Genomic DNA, 23,144 nt, shown 5'->3' with positions numbered 1-23,144 from the left:
GTCTGCATTCGTTTTATAGGGACGACGTGCCTTTGTGCTTCCCGCCACTGATCCGGATACCAAGAAATGAACGCTGAAGACTCCTTGAAACTTGCTCGCCGGTTTATCGGGTTGCCCCTGGAAAAGCGCCAGATGTTCCTCGCGGCCTTGGACAAGGAAGGTGTTGATTTCGCCCGGTTCCCGATTCCTGCCGGCGTCGAAGCCGAAGATCGCCAGGCGCTGTCCTACGCCCAGCAACGCATGTGGTTTCTCTGGCAATTGGATCCCCTCAGTGGCGCCTACAACCTGCCGGGGGCGGTGCGTCTGAGCGGGCGATTGGACCTGGGCGCACTGGAGCAGGCCTTCGCCAGTCTGGTGGCGCGTCACGCAACCCTGCGCACCCTGTTCCAGCGCCAGGCCGATGACAGCTTGCGGCAAGTACCTGGCTCTGCGTCGCTGGCCATCGATCAGGTCGACTTCAGCCATTTATCCGCCGATGAGCGAGAACTCGCCGTCGCGAACGCCGCCGGGCAGCAGTCGCAATTACCCTTCGATCTATCCTGCGGCCCATTGCTGCGAGTCACCTTGCTCAAGCTCGCAGCACAGGAACACGTCCTGCTGCTGACCCTGCACCACATCGTGTCCGACGGCTGGTCGATGAACGTGCTGATCGACGAATTCATCCGCTGCTACGACGCCTTTGAAGCCGGCGTACAGCCGCAACTGCCGCCATTGCCGATCCAGTACAGCGACTACGCCTTGTGGCAGCGGCGCTGGCTGGAAGCGGGCGAGCAGGCGCGGCAGCTCGCCTACTGGCAGGCGCAACTGGGCAATGAACACCCGGTGCTGGAGCTGCCCACCGACCATCCGCGCCCGGCGCTGCCCAGCCATCGCGGCACCCGTTACGAGTTCGCCATCGACCCGCAACTGGCCGAGCAACTGCGAACCACGGCCCAGCAACACAACATCACCCTGTTCATGCTTCTGCTGGGCGCCTTTAACGCGCTGCTGCATCGCTACACCGGGCAGACCGACATCCGCGTCGGCGTGCCGATTGCCAACCGCAATCGCGCCGAGATCGAAGGCCTGATCGGCTTCTTCGTCAATACCCAGGTACTGCGCACCCAACTGGACGGTCAGACCCGGGTCGACGACTTGCTGCGCGCCATCAAGGAAACCGCCCTCGGCGCCCAGGCCCACCAGGACCTGCCGTTCGAGCGCCTGGTCGAAGCGCTCAAGCTCGAGCGCAGCCTTAGTCACACACCGCTGTTCCAGGTGATGTACAACCACCAGCCGCAGGTCGCAGACATCTCCACCGTTAGCACTGCGTCCGGCCTGGCTCTGGGGGTGATCGAGTGGGAAGGGCGCACCACCCAGTTCGACCTGACCCTCGACACCTATGACCTCAACAGCAATGAAACGCACGGCAAATTGCATGCTGCGCTGACCTACGCCAACGACCTGTTCGACGCCCCGACCATCGCGCGCATGGCGCAGCACTGGACGCGTTTGCTGCAGGGCATGGTCTGCGATTGCCGGCAGCGCATCAGTGAATTGCCAATGCTGGAAACCACTGAATACCAGCGCATCGTGCATGACTGGAATCGCGCTGACGAAGCGTTCGCGCAAGAGCTGTGCGTTCACGAACTGATTAGCCGGCAAGTCGCCGCAGACCCCGGCGCATTGGCAGTGACCTTCGCCACCCGGCAACTGACCTACGCCCAACTCGATGCCCAGGCCAATCGCCTGGCTCACAGGTTGATCGCCCTGGGCGTTGGCCCGGAAGTGCGTGTCGGCGTGGCCATGCAACGTTCCGAGAACTTGCTGGTCGCGCTGCTCGCCGTACTCAAGAGCGGTGCCGCCTATGTGCCGCTGGACCCGGATTACCCGACCGAACGCGTCGCCTACATGCTTGAAGACAGCCGCGCCCTGGTGTTGCTGACGGAGCCATCGGTTGCGGCGACATTGGCCGTATCCACCGACACCCAAGTGCTGCTCATGGACGATTTGCAAGTCGCCGACTACCCGACCAGCGCCCCGGTCACCCGCGTCACGCCGGACAACCTGGCCTACGTGATCTACACCTCCGGCTCCACAGGCAAACCCAAAGGCGTCGCCATCACCCACCGCAACGTGCTGGCGCTGATCGACTGGTCGAAATCGGTCTACAGCCACGCAGATATTCAGGGCGTACTGGCGTCCACCTCGGTGTGCTTCGACCTGTCAGTCTGGGAGCTGTTCGTGACCCTGGCCAACGGCGGCTCGCTGATCATCGCCCGTAACGCCCTGGAACTGCCGCAACTCCCGGCCCGTGATCAGGTGCGCCTGATCAACACTGTACCGTCGGCCATCAATGCCTTGCAGCGCGAGGGGCAGATTCCGTCGAGCGTGCGCATCATCAACCTCGCGGGCGAACCGCTGAAGCAAAGCCTGGTCGAGGCGCTGTACCAGCAACCGGGCGTGGAGCACGTATACGATCTGTACGGCCCGTCTGAAGACACCACCTATTCCACCTGGACTCGCCGTGAGGCGGGTGGCCGCGCGAACATCGGCCGACCGCTCAAACACAGCGCCAGCTATCTGCTGGACGCCGACCTGCAACCCGTGCCGCAAGGGGTGTCCGCCGAGCTGTACGTGTGCGGCGCAGGCATCACCCGCGGTTACCTCGCACGCCCGGGCATGACCGCCGAAAAGTATGTGCCCAACCCGTTCGCCAGCAACGGCGAGCGCCTGTACCGCACCGGCGACCTGACCCGCTATCAGGCCGATGGCGCGCTGCAATACGTCGGGCGCATCGACCATCAGGTTAAGGTGCGGGGCTTTCGTATCGAGCTGGGAGAAATCGAAGCGCGGCTGTTGCAGCAAACATCCGTCCGCGAGTTGGCCGTGCTGGCGCAAGACGGTGTCAACGGGCAGCAACTGGTCGCCTATATCGTGCCCGGCGATTCGGCGTTGCTGGATGACCTCGATGCCCAAGCTAAACTGCGTGAATGCCTCAAGACCGCGCTGCGCCAGCATCTGCCGGACTACATGGTCCCGGCGTTCCTGCTGTTCCTCGCACAACTGCCGCTGACGCCCAACGGCAAGCTTGACCGCAAGGCCTTGCCGGCCGTCGATGGCTCGCAACAACAGCGCGAGCACGTAGCGCCGCGCACGGTCATGGAAAAGTCCCTCGCGGCGATCTGGCAGGACGTGTTGGCTCTCGACAGCGTCGGTCTGGAAGACAACTTCTTCGAACTGGGCGGCGACTCCATCGTTTCCATGCAAGTGGTCAGCCGCGCGCGGCAGGCCGGCATCGTGCTGAGCCCCAAGGATCTGTTCCAGCACCAGACGGTTCGCAGCCTGGCCCAGGCCGCCCGCAGCGGCGAGCGGCCGCTGATTGACCAGGGGCCGGCGAGTGGCGCGGTGGCCTTGGCGCCGGTGCAACAGGGGTTCTTCGACCAGGCGATCCCTGAGCGGCAACACTGGAACCAGTCACTGCTGCTGGTGCCGCGCGAGGCGTTGAACGTCGAGGCGCTGCAGCGTGCGCTTGAGCAATTGCTGAGCCATCACGACAGCTTGCGCCTGCGTTATGCACAGACCGCCGAAGGCTGGCAGCAGACCTACTCGGCAGCGACCACTGAATCGGTATTATGGCAACGTCAGGCGCAGTCGGTCGAAGCGCTCAACGCTGTGTGCGATGAAGCCCAACGCAGTCTGGATTTACACCAAGGGCCGCTGATGCGCGCGCTGTTGGTGGCAATGGCCGATGGCACCCAGCGTTTGCTGCTGGTCATCCATCACCTGGCGGTGGACGGCGTTTCATGGCGCGTGCTGCTGGAAGACCTGCAGCAGTTCTACAGCGCCAGCGCCAGGAAGCTGGCGAAAACCAGCACTTATCAGCGCTGGGTTGCGCGCCTGCAAGATCATCTGCCAGCGTTTGAAAGCAGCCTGCCTTACTGGCAAAGCCAGTTGCGTGAGGCTGCGAACGATTTGCCGTGCGAGCGTCCAGCCGGGGCCCTGCAAAACCGCTTCGAACAAAAACTCGAGATCAGGCTCGACACCGAACAGACCCGCAAGCTGCTGCAACACGCACCGGCGGCGTATCGCACTCAGGTCAACGACCTGCTGCTGACGGCGCTGGCACGGGCGGTTTGTCGCTGGAGCGGGCAGGGCAGCACGCTGGTTCAGCTCGAAGGCCATGGTCGCGAAGACCTGTTCGACAATATCGACCTGACGCGCACAGTGGGTTGGTTCACCAGCCTGTTCCCGGTCAACCTGGTGCCGTCGCAAGACCTCGGCGCGTCGATCAAATCCATCAAGGAACAACTGCGTGCCGTGCCGGACAAAGGCCTGGGTTACGGCGCGCTACGCTACCTCGGCGCCCGAGGGATTCGCGCAGAACTGGCGGCACTGCCGCAACCGCGCATCACCTTCAACTATCTGGGGCAGTTCGACCGCCAGTTCGACGATGCCGCGATGTTTTTGCCCTCCACTGAAGGCAGTGGTGTGGCCCAGGATCCATCGGCGCCCCTGGGCAACTGGCTGACCGTTGAAGGCCAGGTGTACGGCGGTGAGCTGGCGCTGAGCTGGGGCTTCAGTCGCGAAATGTTCGACACGGCGACGGTCCAGCGCCTGGCGGACGAATACGCACTTGAGCTCAACGCGCTGATCGAACACTGCTGCGGCGTTGAAGCGCCCCAGGCCACGCCCTCGGATTTCCCGCTGGCGCGCATCAGCCAGGCGCAACTCGACGGCTTGTCGATCGCGACGCTCGAAGACCTGTATCCGTTATCGCCCATGCAGCAGGGCATGCTGTTCCACACCCTGTATGAACCGCAGGTCGGTGCCTACATCAGCCAGTTGCGCCTGGACATTCAGGGCCTCGACCCGCAGCGATTCGCCCAAGCCTGGCAGGCTGCGCTGACCCGGCACGACATCCTGCGCAGCAGCTTCCATTGGCAGGGCCTCGACAGCGCGCATCAAGCGATTGTCCGTCAGGTCGCCTTGCCGCTTGAGGTGCTGGACGCGACTGACACCGATGCCCTGGCCGACGCCGAACGTGCTCAAGGTTTTGAGCTGGGCAGCGCGCCGTTGTTTCGCTTGAAACTCGTGCAGACGGGCGACCAGGACTGGCACCTGATCTATACCAGCCACCATATTTTGATGGACGGCTGGAGCAACGCGCAGCTGCTGGCCGAAGTGATCCAGCACTACGCCGCTGGCCCTTCTAGCCCAGCAGCGGCGGGGCAAAACCGTGGGCAATACCGCCACTACCTGAGCTGGCTGCAGCAACGGTCCGCCGTGGCGGGCGAGCACTTCTGGAAGGCCGCGCTGGCACCTTTGCAAGCGCCGACGTTGCTGGCCGACGCCCTGGGCCCGGCGGTGGGAGCCGAAGGTAGCGAGGACCACCGCGTTGCCCTCGACGGCCCTGCGACCCAACGTCTGGCCGAGTTCGCCCGCCAGCAGAAGGTCACCCTCAACACCTTGCTGCAAGCCGCCTGGAGCCTGTTGTTGCAGCGTTATACCGGCCAGGATTGCGTGGTATTCGGGGCCACGGTCGCCGGTCGTTCCGCGCCATTGCCGGGGATCGAAGAACAGCTCGGGCTGTTTATCAACACGCTGCCGCTGGTCTGCGCGATGAAGCCTGATTGCACCGTCAGCCAATGGCTGGGTGAGCTGCAAGAGATGAACCTGGCCATGCGCGAGTACGAGCATGTGCCGCTCTACGACATTCAAGGGTGGGCGGGGCAGCAGGGGGCCGCGCTGTTCGACAGCCTGCTGGTGTTCGAGAACTTCCCGGTAGCGGCAGCGCTCAAGCAAGGTGCTCCGGCCGGGTTGTCGTTCAGCAACCTGCACAACCACGAACGTACCCACTATCCATTGACCCTGGGCATCGAGCTGGGCGACGGCCTGAGCCTGGATTTCAGCTACGACTCGGCGCGCTTCAGTGCGGCGCACATTGTTCAGCTGGCCGCCAATCTGCAGCATCTGCTGGTGCAGTTTGCAGCGTTGCCGGATGCTCCGCTGGGCGCGCTGCAGCTGCTCGACGAGGTCGAAACCCGTGCGGCGATCGCGGCCAATCGATCATCTGCCGTCGAGTTATCCGCAACACTTTTCGCCCACCAGCAGATCGCTGCCCAGGCTGCGGCCAATCCCGACGCGCTGGCGTTGCAGGTTGACGGTCAGTCCTTGAGCTACGGCGAGTTGAATGCCCAGGCCAACGACCTGGCCCAGCGCCTGCTCGCCAACGGTGCCGGCCCAGGTACCCGTGTCGGCCTGGCGCTGCACCGTGGCCCGCAACTGATCGTCAGCCTGCTCGCCGTGCTGAAAACCGGCGCGGCCTACGTGCCACTGGACCCCCAATACCCCGTCGAACGCCTGACGTACATGATCGAAGACAGCCGCCTCGACCAACTGCTCTGCGAACCCGGCCTGCTGCAAAACATAAAAAACATCCCGCGCCTGACCCTGAACAAAACCACCACCACTGCGGCTGCAGGAGCAGAGCCGGTAGGACCAAACCCTGTAGGAGCAAAGCTTGCTCGCGATAGCGTCATCCCGGACGCCGCAAACCTGGCCTACATCATCTACACCTCCGGCTCCACCGGCCAACCCAAAGGCGTAGCCATCACCCACGCCGCCCTCCGCGAGTTCTGCCAGACCGCCGCCGACTATTCGGGCCTGTCAGCATCAGACCGCGTGCTGCAGTTCGCCACCTTCAGCTTCGATGGCTTCGTCGAGCAGTGCTTCCCGGCGCTGTGCGTGGGCGCCGCGTTGATCATGCGCGGTGATGAGCTGTGGGACGCCGGGCGCCTGGCCGCCGAAATCGTCCGGCAGGGCGTGACCGTGGCCGACTTGCCGGCTGCGTACTGGTACCTGTTGGCCCGGGAATGCGCCAGCGGCGTCATCCGCAATCTCGGTGCTCTGCGCCAGGTGCACGTGGGCGGCGAAGCCATGTCGGTGGAAGGCCTGCGCCTGTGGCATCAAGCCGGCCTGGCTCAGGTGCGACTGCTCAACACCTACGGCCCTACCGAAGCGACCGTGGTATCGAGCATCCATGACTGCCGCCTGGAAGATGCCAGCGACGTGTCTGGCATCCCCATCGGTCGCGCCATCGCCGGCCGGGCGCTGTATGTGCTCGACAGTGCCGGGCACCTGCTGCCCGATGGCGGCGTGGGTGAACTGTTTATCGGCGCCCAGGCCAGCCTGGCGCAAAGCTATTTCGACCGCCCGGCGCTGACCGCCGAGCGTTTCCTGCCGGACCCGTTCGCCCGCGAACCCGGCGCCCGCCTGTACCGCAGCGGCGACCTGGCGCGCTGCAACGCTGCCGGCAACCTGGAGTACGTCGGGCGCATCGACCATCAAGTAAAGATTCGCGGCATGCGCATCGAGATGGGCGAAATCGAAGCCTGCCTGCAAGCCCGGGATGAGGTGCGCGAAGCGGCCGTCATCGCCCAGGACGGCACGCGACTGGTGGCGTACATCGTGGCCAGCGCCGAGGTCGATTCTGCGGTTGATTACCTGAAGACACTCAAAGCGGCCTTGCGCCAGTCGTTGCCGGACTACATGGTGCCCACTGAGCTGATTCTGCTGCCGGGACTGCCGCTGAACACCAACGGCAAACTTGACCGCAAAGCGCTGCCACGGGTCGAAGCCGGCGATGCGCAACGCCCATTCATAGCGCCTGGCGAAGGGTTGCAAGCGCTGTTGGCGCTGATCTGGCAGGACGTGCTGCAGGTCGAGCGCGTAGCTCGCGACGACAACTTCTTCGAACTGGGCGGGCACTCGTTGCTGGTGCTGCAGGTCATCTCCCGTGTGCGTCAGCAGTGGCGGCTCGAACTGTCGGTGAGCAGCCTGTTCAGTGCCGCGAACCTGGCACAGTTCGCCCAACGAGTGGCGCGGGCGCAGGCCAGCGTCCAACCCGTCCTGCAGCAGGCACCGCTCGATCAGCCGCCGGTGCTGTCATACGCCCAGCAGCGTCAATGGATCCTGTGGCAGCTGGCCCCCCAGAGCCCGGCCTACAACATTCCCGCCGCGCTGCGCCTGAGGGGCGCACTGAACCGCGACGTCCTGCGCGAAGCCTTCGCCCATTTACAAGCCCGTCACCAGACCCTGCGCACCACCTTCAAACAGGACGGCCAGTTGGCGCGTCCGGTGCTGCACGATGACCTGGCGTTGTGCCTGGAGCATCGCACAATCGATTCGTTGTCGGTCGACAAGGCGGTGGCTGAGGAAATTTCCCGTCCCTTCGACCTGCGCAACGGCCCGCTGTGGCGCGTACTGCTGCTGCAATTGAACACCGACGAACACGTGCTGGTGCTGACCGTGCACCACATTGCCGCTGATGGCTGGTCGATGCAGGTCATGGTCGATGAGTTCAGCGCACTGTATCAGGCGGCCGCCTGCGGTAGCGAAGCCGGCCTGGCTGAGCTGGCGGTGCACTACAGCGACTACGCCCGTTGGCAGCGCGACTGGCTGGACGCGGGCGAGGGCGCACGACAACTGACCTGGTGGCGCGAGCAACTGGCTGGCAGCCAGGCGCCGCTGGAGTTGCCAAGCGAGCTGAGCCGGCCGGCACGCCGCAGCGAGCGCGGTGCCAGTTTGATGCTGAACGTGGATCGCGACTTGCTGGCCGGTTTGCGCCAATGCGCCCAGGACCAACAGGTGACGCTGTTCATGTTGCTGCTGGCGAGCTTCCAGACGTTGCTGCATCGCCAGAGCGGGCAGTCGAGCATCAGCGTGGGAGTGCCGAGCGCCGGCCGTTCGCGTCTTGAGACCGAAGGCCTGATCGGCTTCTTCATCAACACTCAAGTGCTGCGCGCCGAGATCGACGGGCAGCAGCCATTTAGTGGCTTGTTGCAACAGGTCAAGCAGACGGCATTGGCTGCCCAGGCCCATCAGGACCTGCCGTTCGAGCAACTGGTCGATGCCTTGCAGCCGGATCGCAGCCTCAATCACAGCCCGCTGTTCCAGGTGCTGTACAACCATCAGCAGCAACTGGGCGCGAGCGTCGAACGCACGGTGGCCGGCCTGCAGGTCGAGCGTCTGCACTGGTCGCAGCTCACCACGCAATTCGACCTGGTGCTCGATACCCAGGAGCATGGCGAGGAACTCGATGCCAGCCTGACTTACGCCACCGATCTGTACGACCAGGCGTCGATGCAGCGACTCGCCGAGCAATGGCTGAACCTGTTGCGTGCCGTGGTCGCGGACCCGCAGCAACGCGTCGCCGAAATGCCGCTTATTGGCCAGTCACAGCGCGACGAACTGGTGCAGCACTGGAATCCGGCGTTCCAGGCACAGCCGCTGTCGCCCACCTTGCATCAGCTGTTCGAAGCACAGGCCCAGCTGGCCCCGAACGCCGTGGCGCTGGTCTGTGAAAGCGAACAACTGACCTACGCCGCGCTCAACGCCCAGGCCAACCGCCTGGCGCACCACCTGCGCAAGCAAGGCGTGGGCCCCGAGGTGCGGGTCGGTATTGCGACCGAGCGGGCGATGCCACTGGTGATCGGCTTACTGGCGATTCTCAAGGCCGGTGGCGCCTATGTGCCGCTCGATCCGCAGTACCCGGCCGAGCGTCTGAGCTACATGATCGAAGACAGCGGCATCCGGTTGCTGCTCACGCAACAACACCTCGTCAAAGGCTTGCCAGCCCGGGATGGCGTGCGAGTCCTAAGCCTCGAATCACTGCAACTGGAGGGTTTCAGCAACGCTAACCTGCCGCCACTGGCGGCACCCGATAACCTCGCCTACGTGATCTACACCTCCGGTTCCACGGGGCGGCCAAAGGGCGCTTTGCTCAGCCATGGCAACGTCGGCCGACTGCTCACGGCCACCGCTGGCGAGTTCAACTTCGGCCCGCACGATGTGTGGACCCTGTTCCATTCCTACGCGTTCGACTTCTCGGTATGGGAACTGTTTGGTTCACTGTGCATGGGTGGGCGCCTGGTGATAGTGCCGTATGACATCAGCCGCGATCCGCAGCAATTGCACCGCTTGCTGTGCGACGAAGGCGTGACTGTGTTGAACCAGACCCCCACGGCGTTCCGCCAGTTGCTGCCGATCGCCTGCGCCAGCCCGCGCACCCTGGCGCTACGTCAGGTGATTTTCGGCGGTGAAGCGCTGGAAGTCGCGAGCCTGCGCCCCTGGCTCGAACGCTTCGGCGACCAGCGGCCGAGCCTGGTGAATATGTACGGCATCACCGAAACCACGGTACACGTGACCTGCCGCGCCATCCGCCTGGCCGACCTCGAAGGCAAGGCGCAAAGTCCGATCGGCCTGCCGCTTCGCGATCTGCGCTGGTACCTGCTCGACAGCCAGTTGCACCCGGTACCGGTGGGCGTGGCGGGCGAGCTGTGTATCGCCGGTGCTGGCCTGGCGCGGGGTTATCACGGCCGCTTCGGCCTGACCGCAGAGCGCTTCGTGCCAAGCCCGTTCGACGCGTCACAGCGTCTGTATCGCAGTGGCGACCTGGCCCGCCAGCGCGCCGACGGCAGCATTGATTACCTGGGGCGGATCGACCAGCAAGTGAAGATCCGCGGGTTCCGCATCGAACTGGGCGAGATCGAGGCTGCATTGCTGGCCCTACCGGGCGTGCGCCACGCGGTGTTGAGTGTGCACGCCGGTGAGGGTGGCCCGCAGCTGTGTGCCTACGTGGTGCCTGCGCAAACCCCACTCGACCCGATCGCCTGGCGCGATCAACTGCGCGCCGCGCTCAAGGTCGGCCTGCCGGACTACATGGTACCCAGTCACTGGCTGCTGCTGGACGCCTTGCCGCTGACCGGCAACGGCAAGCTCGATCGCCAGGCCCTGCCGCTGCCGGATGCCGGGGATTGGCAACGACCGTTCGAAGCCCCTGAAGGTGAGCTCGAACAGCAACTGGCGGCGATCTGGGCCGAGGTGCTGGGCGTGGCGCAGATCGGTCGGCGCGACAACTTCTTCGAATCGGGTGGGCATTCGCTGCTCGCCACCCAGGCCAGCGCCCGGGTGGAACTGGACCTGGGCATCGAACTGCCGCTGCGTGCGCTGTTCGAGTCCACCGACCTTCAGGCTTATGCCGCCATGGCCGGGCAACACGCCCCGGCTGACAACGATGCACGCCTGGATGCGCTTGAGTCGCTTCTGGACGAGATGGAGATCAACTGATGGAACACACCACTGCCCAGCGTATCGCCAGCCGCTTCGCCGGCCTGCCAGCCGCCAAGCGCCGCGAGTTCCTGAGCCGCATGCAGGAGCAGGGCGTGAGCTTTGGCCAGCTGCCGATTCCGCCTGCCCTTGAGGCGCAAACAAGCTTCGAACTGTCCTACGCGCAGCAGCGTCAATGGTTTCTCTGGCAGCTTGATCCGCACAGTTCGGCGTACAACATTCCAGCGGCGCTGCGCTTGTACGGGCCGCTGAATGTCGCAGCGTTGCAGCACAGTTTTGACGTGCTGCTGGAACGGCATCAGAGTTTGCGCAGCCGTTTCGTCGAGGACGACGGCAAGGTGCTGCAGACGCTGGCGCCGTGCACTTCGCTGCCGATCGAGCGTATCGACCTGCGCGGCGAGCCCGAGTCCCTGCGCCTCGATCTTGCAATGCACAGCGTCGAGCAGGAAGTCGCCCGGCCATTCGATCTGCAACAGGGGCCGCTGTTGCGGGTCAGCCTGTTGCAGCTCGACGCCGAAGACCACGTACTGCTGCTGACCCTGCACCACATCGTCACCGATGGCTGGTCGATGGGCGTGCTGGTTGAAGAGTTTTCACGGCTCTACGCCGCGCATTGCCAGGGCCAGAACGCTGCGCTTGAAGCATTGCCGATCCAGTATTCAGACTATGCGCTGTGGCAACGTCGCTGGATGGAAGCGGGTGAGCTGGAGCGCCAACTCAACTGGTGGCGTGACACATTAGGCAGCGAGGAGCCGCTACTCGAATTGCCGACGGATCGTCCACGTCCTGCGCAACCCAGCCAACGCGGTGCACGGTTGGACTTCGCCCTCGATGCCAACCTGGCCAGCGGCCTGATGACCCTGGCCAGGCAGCACGGCGTGACTCCCTTCATGCTATTGCTGGCGAGTTTCCAGGCGCTGCTTTATCGCTATAGCGGCCAGTCGGACCTGCGGGTCGGGGTGCCGATTGCCAACCGCAATCGCGCAGAAACCCGTGGCCTGATCGGCTTCTTCGTCAACACCCAAGTGATGTGCGCCGAGCTCGATGGACGTCAGCCTTTCAGCCAGTTGCTCGACCAGACTCGCGCCGCGGCGCTGGATGCCCAGGCCTATCAGGACCTGCCATTCGAGCGTCTGGTGCAAGCGCTGCAGGGCGAACGCAGCCTCAGTTACAACCCGTTGTTCCAGGTCATGTTCAATCACCAGCAAGCCAAGCCGGCTGGCGTCAGCGGTGTACTTGCTGGCCTGCGCGTCGAGCCACTGCATGCTCCCGCGCGCACCACCCAGTTCGACCTGCAACTGGACACCCAGGAGCAGGGCGCCCTGCTGTTTGCCAGCCTGACCTATGCCACCGATCTGTTCGACGCCGAACGCATCGAGCACTTTGCGCATCACTGGCGCAACCTGTTGGCCGGTGTGGTGGCCAACCCGCAATGCCCGCTTGCCGAGTTGCCATTGCTGGACGCCGACGAGCGTCTGCGCATTCTCGACGACCTCAACTACACCGCTCAGGCCTATCCGGGCGAAGTCTGCGTGCAGCGGCATTTCGAGCAACGCGTGGTTGAAAACGGCGAGGCCACGGCGTTGGTGTTCCAGGGCCAGTCCCTGAGTTACGCCGAGCTGAACCAGCGCGCCAACCGCCTGGCCCATCACCTGCGCGCCCAGGGCGTCGGTCCGGAAGTGTTGGTGGGAATCGCCTGCGACCGTTCGTTCGAGATGGTCGTCGGCCTGCTGGCGATTCTCAAGGCCGGCGGCGCCTATGTGCCGCTGGACCCTGAATACCCGCATGATCGGCTCAGCTACATGATCGAAGACAGTGGCATCGCCTTGCTGCTGACTGAGGAACATTTGCTGGAACAACTGCCGACCCCGGACAGCGTGCGCACCCTGTGCCTGCAGGCCGCAGGCGATTGGCTCGGGGAGTTGCCCGGTACCGATCTGCCGAACCTTGCGGTCGCGGAAAACCTCGCCTACGTGATTTACACTTCAGGCTCAACCGGCAAACCCAAGGGCGCGGGCAACCGTCATGTGGCGCTGCACAACCGTCTGCAATGGATGCAGCAAGCCTACGACTTGCAACCGGCGGACCGCGTGCTGCAAAAGACGCCGTTCAGTTTCGACGTGTCGGTGTGGGAGTTTTTCTGGCCGCTGATGAAGGGCGCCACCCTGGTCATCGCCGCTCCAGGCGAACATCGCGATCCGCAACGCCTGGCCAGGTTGATCGTCGAGCAGGCGATCACCACGCTGCACTTCGTGCCATCGATGCTCGCGGCGTTTATCGGTGCCGACGAAGCGCGGGCCTGCACCTCGTTGCAGCGGATCATCTGCAGCGGCGAAGCGCTGCCGATGGAGCTGCAACGCCAGACCTTGCGCACCCTGCCGCAAGCCAATCTGTATAACCTGTATGGCCCCACCGAAGCGGCCATCGACGTGACCCACTGGACGTGCGTGGAAGAAGGCCGCGACAGCGTGCCGATCGGCCGGCCGATCGCCAACCTGCGTACCTGCGTCCTGGACAGCGAACTGCAGCCCTTGCCCCTGGGCGCTGTGGGCGAGTTGTACCTGGGCGGGGTCGGCCTGGCGCGGGGTTATCACCGTCGAGGTGCGCTGACCGCCGAACGTTTTGTGGTCGACCCGTTCGGCAGAGGCGAGCGCCTGTACCGCACTGGCGACCTGGCACGCTATCGCGCCGATGGCGCCATCGAGTATTGCGGGCGCATCGACCATCAAGTGAAAATTCGCGGCCTGCGCATCGAGCTGGGCGAAATCGAGGCGCGCCTGCAAGAGCATGCCCAGGTGCAGGAAGCCGTGGTGCTGGCCGTCGATGGCCCGGGCGGCAAGCAACTGGTCGCCTACATCGTGCCCCGGGAACGCGACCTGATCAGCGCCGATGCCGGGCAGCAAGGTGCCTGGCGCGAAGCGCTCAAGGCCCATCTGCTCACCAGCCTGCCGGACTACATGGTGCCCGCGCAGACCGTAATGATCGAGCAAATGCCCCTGAGCCCCAACGGCAAACTCGAGCGCAAACGCCTGCCGGCGCCAACCGCGCAGGTCACCCAGCGCGCCTTCGAAGCGCCGCGCAGCGAGCACGAACAGGTGCTGGCGCAGATCTGGCAGGAGGTGCTGGGCGTTGAGCAGGTCGGCCGCCAGGACAATTTCTTCGAGCTGGGTGGCGACTCGATCATTTCGATCCAGGTGGTCAGCCGTGCCCGTCGCGCCGGCTTGAGCCTGCAACCGCGGGATCTGTTCCAGCAGCAAACCTTGCAGGCGCTGGCCGCCGTGGTCAAGGAACAGGCCGCTCCGCTGGCCCAGCAAGGACCGGTGTACGGCCTGCAAAAACTCACTCCCATCCAGCGCTGGTTCTTCGACGAGCCAATCGCGCAACGCGCGCACTGGAACCAGGCCGTCTTGCTGACCCCCCGCGAGCCCCTCGAACTGCCGCGTCTGCAGGCCGCGCTGCAGCGCTTGCTCAAGCAACACGACGCCCTGCGCTTGCGCTTCAGCCCGCAGGCCCCGCGTGTGACCGACGCCGCAAATCCCTGTGGGACCGACGCCACAAATCCCTGTGGGAGCGGGCCTGCTCGCGATGGCGGTGGGGCAGGCGACCTCCATGTTGCCGGTGCTGAGCTCATCGCGAGCAGGCTCGCTGCCACAGAGTGGTCTGCGCGCTATGTTGGCGCGGACAGCGCCGATGTCGTCGACATGCTCTGGACCGCGCGCGTGGCCAGCGATGCTTCCCTGGAGTCGGTGTGCGATGAAGCCCAGCGCAGCCTCAGCCTGCAAGACGGCCCGCTGCTGCGAGTCGCATTGATCGCACAGGCGGATGGCACCCAGCGCCTGCTGCTGGTCATTCACCATCTGGCGGTCGACGGCGTGTCCTGGCGGGTGTTGCTGGAGGACTTGCAGGCGGCTTATCAAGGGCAGGCACTACCGGCGAAGACCAGCTCCTTCCAGGCCTGGGCTGAGCAGCTCGACACCTACGCACGTTCCAAAGCGGCTGCCAGCGAACTGGACTGGTGGCAGGCGCAACTCAGCCTCGGCAACGATTTGCTGCCAGCCGCCAACCCGCAGGCCAGCCAGGCCGGGCATCTGCGCCAGGGCGTCAGCATCGGCCTGGACCGCGAACACACTCGCCAGCTGCTGCAGCTGGCACCGGCGACTTACCGCACCCAGGTCAACGACCTGCTGCTGACCGCACTGGCCCGCACCCTCAGTCGCTGGACCGGTCACCCCTCGGCGCTGATCCAGCTCGAAGGCCATGGCCGCGAAGAGCTGTTCGACGACATCGACCTGACCCGCACCGTGGGCTGGTTCTCCAGCCTGTTCCCGGTGTGCCTGACCCCAACCCCCGACCTGCCGGGTTCGATCAAGGCCATCAAGCAGCAGTTGCGCGAAATTCCCGGCAAAGGCATGGGCTACGGCCTGCTGCGCTATATGGGCGATGCCTCGGCACAAGCCGCGCTGGCCGAGTTGCCGCAAGCGCGCGTCACCTTCAACTACCTTGGCCAGTTTGACCAGAGCTTTGCCGAAGACGCACTGTTCACACCGGCTCGTGAATCCAGCGGCGCTGCGCAGGCGGCGGATGCGCCACTGCCCAACTGGCTGTCGGTGGATGGCCAGGTGTATGGCGGCGAACTGAAACTGGACTGGACCTTCAGTCGCGAATGCTTCGACCTGCACGAAATCGAAACCCTCGCGGCGAATTTCCGTGAAGAGCTGTTAGACCTGATTGACCATTGCCTGAGCGATGGCGCAGGCGGCGTGACCCCGGCGGACTTCCCCCTGGCGCGCTTGAACCAGGCGCAACTCGACGGCCTGCCGGTGCCACCGGCGCAGATCGAGGACCTGTATCCGCTGTCGCCCATGCAGGCCGGCTTGCTGTTCCATAGCCTCTACGAATCCGACAGCGGCGCCTACGTCAACCAGCTCAGCGTCGAAGCCCATGGCCTCGACGCCGAGCGGCTGGGCCGCGCCTGGCAAGCGGTGCTCGACAACCATGGGATCCTGCGCAGCAGCTTCCATTTCCCCGAGGGGTTCGATGCGCCGGTGCAATTGGTCCATCGTCATCTGCAGTTGCCGATGACCTGTCTCGACTGGCGCGGCCGCAATGATCAGGCCGCAGCGCTGGCGCAGCTGCTCGACAGTGAACGCCTGCAGCTCGACGCAACCCGCGCACCTTTGATGCGCCTGACCCTGGTGCGTCTCGACGATGAGCGCCAGCAGCTGATCTACACCCACCATCACCTGTTACTCGATGGCTGGAGTCATTCCCTGCTGTTGAGCGAAGTCCTGCAGCGTTACGCCGGCCAGGACGTGCAGGCGCCGACCGGGCGTTTTGCGGACTACATCGGCTGGCTGCAACGCCAGGATGCCCAGGCCGATGAGTTGTTCTGGCGTGAACAACTGGCCAGCCTCGACAACCCGACCCTGCTGGCGCAAAGCCTGGCCCATGGCAATGGCGGGCAGGGGACCCCGGGCGTGTTCGCAGACCATCACCAGCGCTTCGATGTCACCACCAGCCAGCGCTTCAGCGAGTTCGCCCGACAACAGAAAGTCACCCTTAACACCTTGCTGCAAGGCGCCTGGGCCATCCTGCTGCAACGCTACAGTGGTCAGCGCAGCGTCGCATTCGGCGCCACCGTGGCCGGTCGGCCGGTGGACCTGCCGGGAGCCGAAAGCCAGCTTGGCCTGTTCATCAACACCTTGCCGGTGATCAGCAGCCCCGACTCCGTTGAAAGTGTCGGGCAGTGGCTGGGCCGTTTGCAGGCGCAAAACCTGGAACTGCGCGAGCACGAATTCACCGCCCTGGGCGACATTCAGCGCTGGGCCGGACGCAGCGGTGAACCGCTGTTCGACAGCCTGCTGGTGTTCGAAAACTTCCCGGTGGCCGCCGCGCTGCAACAGGGTGCGCCGGCGGGATTGAGTTTCCTGATTCCCCAGAACCACGAGCGCACCAACTTCCCGCTGACCCTGGCTGCCACCGCCGAGCATCAGCTGAGCATCCATTGGAGCTACCAGTGCAGCCACTTCAGCAGCGCCGCAATTGCCCGCATGAGCGAGCACCTGGCGGGGCTGCTGGTCGCCATGGTCGCTGCGCCGCAAGTCGCCTTGAGTGAGCTGCAGCTGCTGACCGCAGCGGAACGCGCGCAACAGTTAGTCGAGTGGAACCCGGCGTTTACCGTGGTCCAAAACCCGCTGTGCGTGCACCAGCTGATCGAGGCCCAGGCCGACATTCGACCGCACGCCACGGCGCTGATCTTCAACGATCTGGAACTGAGCTTCGACCAGCTCAACCGCCGCGCCAACCAGTTGGCCCATCGCCTGCGCGAGCTGGGCATCGGCCCGGAAGTCCGGGTGGGCCTGGCCATGCAGCGCTCGCCCGAGATGATCATCGGCCTGCTGGCGATCCTCAAGGCTGGCGGCGCCTACGTGCCGCTGGACCCGGCCTACCCGGCAGAGCGCCTGCGTTACCTGATGCAAGACAGCGGCATCGCGCTGCTGATCAGCCAGTCGTGGCTTCGCGAGAAGTTGCCGTCGCCCGAAGGTTTGGCGGTGCTGGACATCGACCACGAACCGCTGGCCCTCATGCCTGAAAGCAACCCGCGCAACCTGACGGGCGGCGAGAACCTCGCCTACCTGATCTACACCTCCGGTTCCACCGGTCGCCCCAAAGGCGTGAGCGTGGCCCATGGTCCGCTGGCCATGCATTGTCTGGCAATCGGCGAGTTGTACGGCATGACCCCGCAGGATCGCGAACTGCAATTTGCCTCCATCAGCTTCGACGGTGCCCACGAGCGCTGGCTGACCCCCCTGGTGTTCGGCTCGGCCGTGATGCCCCGGGACGACGAGTTGTGGAGCGTGGAACGCACCTGCGCCGAGATCGAAAAACACCGCATCACCATCGCCTGCTTCACGCCCAGCTACCTGGCGCAGATCGCCGACTTCATGGGCGAAGCGGGCCGTGACTTGCCCATCCGCTCCTACACGCCATGCGGTGAAGGCATGGCCAAGCATGCGTACGATGAGGTCCAGCAGGTGCTGCAACCCAAGCGCCTGATCAACGGCTACGGGCCAACCGAAACCGTGATCACGCCGCTGATCTGGCTGGTTTATCCGGAGACTGAATTCGACTCGGCATTCATGCCGATCGGGCGACCGGTCGGTAACCGCAGTGCCTATATTCTCGACGGCGGCCTGCAGCCATTGCCGGTCGGCGTGGCGGGCGAGTTGTACCTGGGCGGCGAGGGCGTTGCCCGGGGTTACCATCAGCGGCCGGACCTCACCGCCGAGCGTTTCGTGCCGGACCCGTTCGTGCCGGGCGGGCGCTTGTATCGCAGTGGCGACCTGGCGCGGTTCCGGGCCGACGGCGTGGTTGAATACCTCGGCCGTATCGACCAGCAGGTGAAGATTCGCGGGTTCCGCATCGAGCTTGGCGAAATCGAAGCCTGCCTGATGGAACACCCGGCTGTGCGCGAAGCCCTTGTGATCGATCGCGAAGGCCCGGTGAGTCGCCAACTGGTCGGCTACGTGGTGCCCCGGGATCCGTTGGCCGATGAGCAGGATCTGCAGGCAGCGCTGAGCGCGCATCTGCGCAGCCGTCTGCCGGCGCACATGCTGCCGGCGCACCTGATGTGCCTGGCCGAGCTGCCGCTGACACCCAACGGCAAGCTCGACCGCCAGGGCCTGCCGGCGCCACAGGCGTCCCGTCAACACCAGGCGCAGGTGGCCGCATCGACAGCTGCCGAAACCTTGCTGGTGGAGATCTGGCAGGCATTGCTCGGCCTGGACACAGTGGGCGTCACCGAGAACTTCTTTGAGCTGGGCGGCGATTCGATCATCTCGCTGCAGGCGGTCAGCCGTGCCGGGCAGCGTGGGCTGGTGTTCAGTCCCAGGCAGCTGTTCGAACGTCAGACCATTCGCGCCCTCGCGGCGGTGGCTACCCGTCCTCAAGCAGCGTTGGTCGACGCGCCGACAGTCAAGGCGTTTGCCCTGGTGCCGCACATTGATCTTGCGGCCCGGGTCGGTCTGCAAGACTTGTATCCGCTGTCGCCAATGCAACAAGGCATGCTGTTCCACTGCCTCGACTCGCCGGAACTCAACCCCTACGTCAACCAGTTGAGCGTGGCGGTGGAGGGTTTGCAGGTGCCACGCTTCCGTGCCGCCTGGCAGGCGCTGGTCGAGCGCCATGAAGTGCTGCGGGCGGCGTTCCGCTGGCGCGACGGCCTGGCCGATCCGCTGCAGGCGGTATGCGCTGAGGTCGAACTGCCGATCGAAGAGCTCGACTGGCGTGAACGCAGCGATACCGAAAAGGCCCTGGGCGAACTGGCGGCTGCGGAACAGGCCAAGGGCTTCGACCTGAGCTGCCCGCCGTTGATGCGATTCATCCTGGTGCGCCTGGGCGAGGATCGCTACCAGATGATCTGGATCTATCATCACCTGTTGCTCGATGGCTGGAGCGCCTCACGGTTGCTGGGTGAAATGCTGCGCCTGTATCACAACGACAGCCTGTCGCCCCTGACCGGGCGCTACGCTGACTACATCGCCTGGCTGCAACGTCAGGACGGGGCGCAGGCCGAAGGCTTCTGGCGCGAGCGCCTGGCGTTGCTTGAGGAACCGACCATTCTGGCCAAGGCTTCGGGTGCCGCAGGCTCCGGGCACGGCGTGATGTACAGCAACCTCGACGCCGAAGCGACGCGCAAACTGCACACCTTTGCCAAGCGTCAGCGCGTGACGCTCAATACCTTGGTGCAGGGCGCGTGGCTGCTGTTGCTGCAACGCCACAGCGGTCAGCGCAGCGTCGCGTTCGGCGCCACGGTGGCGGGCCGCCCAACCGGGCTGGCCGGTGCCCAGGACATGCTTGGCCTGTTCATCAACACCTTGCCGGTGATCCAGACCCTCGATCCGCAACAGCCGTTGGGCGAGTGGCTGCGGGACTTGCAGGATTACAACCTGATGGTGCGCGACTACGAGCACACGCCGTTGTCCGACATTCAGCGCTGGGCCGGGCAGGGTGGCCAGGGCTTGTTCGACAGCATCATCGTGTTCGAAAACCACCCGGTGGACCGCGCCTTGAAAGGCGGCGAGGAGGGCGAGCTACGCTTTGCCGAAGTCGGCAGCGGCGGGGTCACCAACTTCCCGATGGACCTGATGGTCAGCGCCAACGAGGAAGGGCTGGAAGTCGAATACCTGTTCCTGCGCGATCGTTTCAGTGACGTTGAAGTTGAGCGGATTCGTGCGCAGCTGGAAGGATTGCTGCGTGCGTTGCCAGAGGACGCTTCGTGCCTGCTCGGCAATATTGGCTTGCCGCAAGCACGCATGAGCCTGCCGCAGGTGTCCGACGACACTGCTGATTTGCTGCAGTCGTTCAATCAACACGTCAAAGCGCAGCCGCAGAAAATCGCCTTGATCTGTGAGGATCGACAAGTCAGTTACGCCGAACTTGAGGCGCAGGCCAATGGGCTGGCGCAGCAACTGATCGTTCGCGGTATTGGGCCGGAGACCCTGGTGGCGGTAGCATTGCCGCGTTCCGAACGCACCATCGTCGCGTTCCTCGCGGTGCTCAAGGCAGGGGCTGCTTACCTGCCTTTGGACCTGGCGTACCCGACCGAACGACTGGCGTACCTGTTGAGCGATTCGGCAGCCAGCCTGTTGCTGTGTGACAGCAACCTGGGGGATCGACTGACCTTGGCCGACAGCCCGCCACGTCTGCTGCTGGATCAATTGAGCGTTGCCGACGACGTGGTGTGCCCGGTTTCCCATCCGTTGCCGGGGCACCTGGCGTACCTGATTTACACCTCCGGTTCCACGGGCCAACCCAAAGGCGTGGCCGTGGCGCGGGGACCGATTGCCCGGCATTGCCGTGGCATCGTCGAGCTCTATGAACTGGCACCGCGCAGCCGGGAGTTGCACTTCATGTCGTTCGCTTTCGACGGTGCGCAGGAGCGCTGGCTGAGTGTGCTGCTGGCCGGTGGCAGCCTGGTGATCCGTGATGACAATCTGTGGACCCCGGAACAAACCCTGGAAGTGCTGCAGCGTCATGGCGTCACCGTCGCCTGCTTCCCGCCGGCATACCTGCAACAGATGGCCGAAGTCGCGGAACGCCTGGGCAATCCGCCCGCGGTCGAGGTGTATTGCTTCGGCGGCGATGCCGTGCCTGAAGCCAGTTTCGAGCAGGTCAAGCGCGCCTTGCGCCCGCAGCGCCTGGTCAACGGCTATGGCCCGACCGAAACCGTGGTCACGCCTTTGTTGTGGCGTGCCGAGGTCAGCGAAACCTGCGACGCGGCCTATGCGCCGATCGGGCGCGGTGTGGCCGGGCGAGGCCTGTATGTGCTCGACGCCGACCTCAACCCTCTGCCGGTGGGCGTCAGCGGGGAGCTGTACCTGGGCGGTGAATGCCTGGCGCGGGGCTACCACCAGCGCCCGGGCATGAGCGCCGAACGCTTCATTCCCGATCCATTTGCAGCGGGCGGGCGCATGTATCGCACCGGCGACCTGGTGCGCCAGCGCGACTGCGGCTTGATCGACTACCTGGGGCGGCTGGACCAGCAAGTGAAGATCCGCGGTTTCCGCATCGAGCTGGGCGAGATTGAAGCTCGCCTGCGTGAGTGCGCAGGGGTGCAGGATGCAGCCGTGGTGGTGCACGACACGCCAACGGGCAAACAGCTGGTGGGCTACGTGGTGGCGCTCGGCACGGTCGGACTTGATCGGCGCCTGAAATCGCAACTGCAGGCGCAACTGCCGGACTACATGGTGCCCGCGCGGATCCTGGTCCTGGAGCGCTTCCCGCTGTCGGCCAACGGCAAGCTCGATCGTCGTGCATTGCCGGTGCCGGAATGGGCCCTGGGGGGTTATCGCGCACCGCGCAATGCTTTGGAGCGCGCGTTGACCGGGATCTGGCAGGACGTACTCGGCATGCCGCAAGTGGGTATCGACGACAACTTCTTTGAGCTGGGTGGCGATTCGTTGCAAGTGCTCAAAGTCATCTCGCGGGTGCGCAGCCAACCCGAACTGGGCTTCGAACTGAAACTGCGCGACCTGATGCAAAAACCCAGCATTGCCGAACTCTGCGGCTACCAGGCCGCCGAGCCCGCCGCCGCTGCGCCAGACCCATTGCTGGCATTGAACTCGCGGCTGGCGCACGGGCCGGCGCTGTTCTGCCTGCACGCCGGTTTTGGCACGGTATTCGACTACGAACCGCTCGCGCGACGCCTGGAAGGGCGGCGCACGGTCTACGGCCTGCAATGCCGCATGCTGCTCGATCCGCACTGGCAGGATCAGTCGCTGCTGGCCATGGCCCAGGCCTACACCCAGCGCATTCGTGCCCAACAGGCCAAGGGGCCGTATTACCTGTTGGGCTGGTCGCTGGGTGGTGCGTTGACGCAACTGGTCGCCCACGAGCTGGAACAACAAGGCGAGACCGTCGCGTTCGCCGGCCTGGTCGACAGCTACGTGGCCGGCACCGCCGAAGCGGGGGACTGGCGCGAGGACCTGGGGGATTTCCTGAAGTTTGTCCTCGGTCATTCGTCTGAAGAAGCACAGGCGTTAATGGCGTTGCACGCCGCAGATCTGCCTGAGCATCAGGCCGCCGCCGTCATCGAAGCCGCGCTGCATGGCTCCAATGAACAAGCCGCACTGGGCGCTGGAGAGCTCACGCAAATCTTCAACAGCGGTTCACGCCTCAAGGCATTGGCCCTGGCCCAGCTCCAACTGCCCGCGATCAAAGTCACGGCGCACCGCTGGTGGGTAGCCGGGCGTGACGATGAGCGTCGAGTGTTCGAGGCCCAGGTCGGCCATCACGGTGTGGACCGTCTGCTGGTCGGCGGGCACTACGAGCTGCTACGCGGTGACGAATTGCTCGACGACCTCGAACTGCTATTGGAGTGCACCCTGGCCATCGCCTGACGACACGTGGAGCGCACCCTGGCCTTCGTCTGACAACACGGCCTCCTGTAGGAGCTGCCGCAGGCTGCGATCTTTTGATCTTATCGGTGCATCGAACACCGCCAAAAGATCGCAGCCTGCGGCAGCTCCTACGGGAAT

General features: G+C 64.7%; 2 protein-coding genes. Both read left to right on the top strand.

Annotated features, from left to right (window positions below; genetic code table 11):
* Window positions 1–66 precede the first annotated feature (66 nt).
* Window positions 67–11,106, top strand: coding sequence for a non-ribosomal peptide synthetase (locus AAEZ09_RS19340; protein WP_350600396.1), 11,040 nt, complete (start codon window positions 67–69; stop codon window positions 11,104–11,106).
* Window positions 11,106–23,006, top strand: a complete 11,901-nt coding sequence (locus tag AAEZ09_RS19335) for a non-ribosomal peptide synthase/polyketide synthase (protein ID WP_350600395.1) — start codon at window positions 11,106–11,108, stop codon at window positions 23,004–23,006. Before AAEZ09_RS19340 ends, AAEZ09_RS19335 begins: the two co-directional genes overlap by 1 nt.
* The last annotated feature ends 138 nt before the right edge of the window (window positions 23,007–23,144 follow it).

This window comes from Pseudomonas sp. 65/3-MNA-CIBAN-0223 (assembly GCF_040310425.1).
GTDB lineage: Bacteria > Pseudomonadota > Gammaproteobacteria > Pseudomonadales > Pseudomonadaceae > Aquipseudomonas > Aquipseudomonas gregormendelii.
Note: the sequence above shows the minus strand (reverse complement) of the source record. Positions and strands in the feature narration are given on the sequence as shown.

What these genes read in the sequence shown, in the direction of transcription:
- AAEZ09_RS19340 (WP_350600396.1), top strand. Translation starts at nt 67, where the DNA reads ATGAACGCTGAAGACTCCTTGAAACTTGCTCGCCGGTTTATCGGGTTG.
- AAEZ09_RS19335 (WP_350600395.1), top strand. Translation starts at nt 11,106, where the DNA reads ATGGAACACACCACTGCCCAGCGTATCGCCAGCCGCTTCGCCGGCCTG.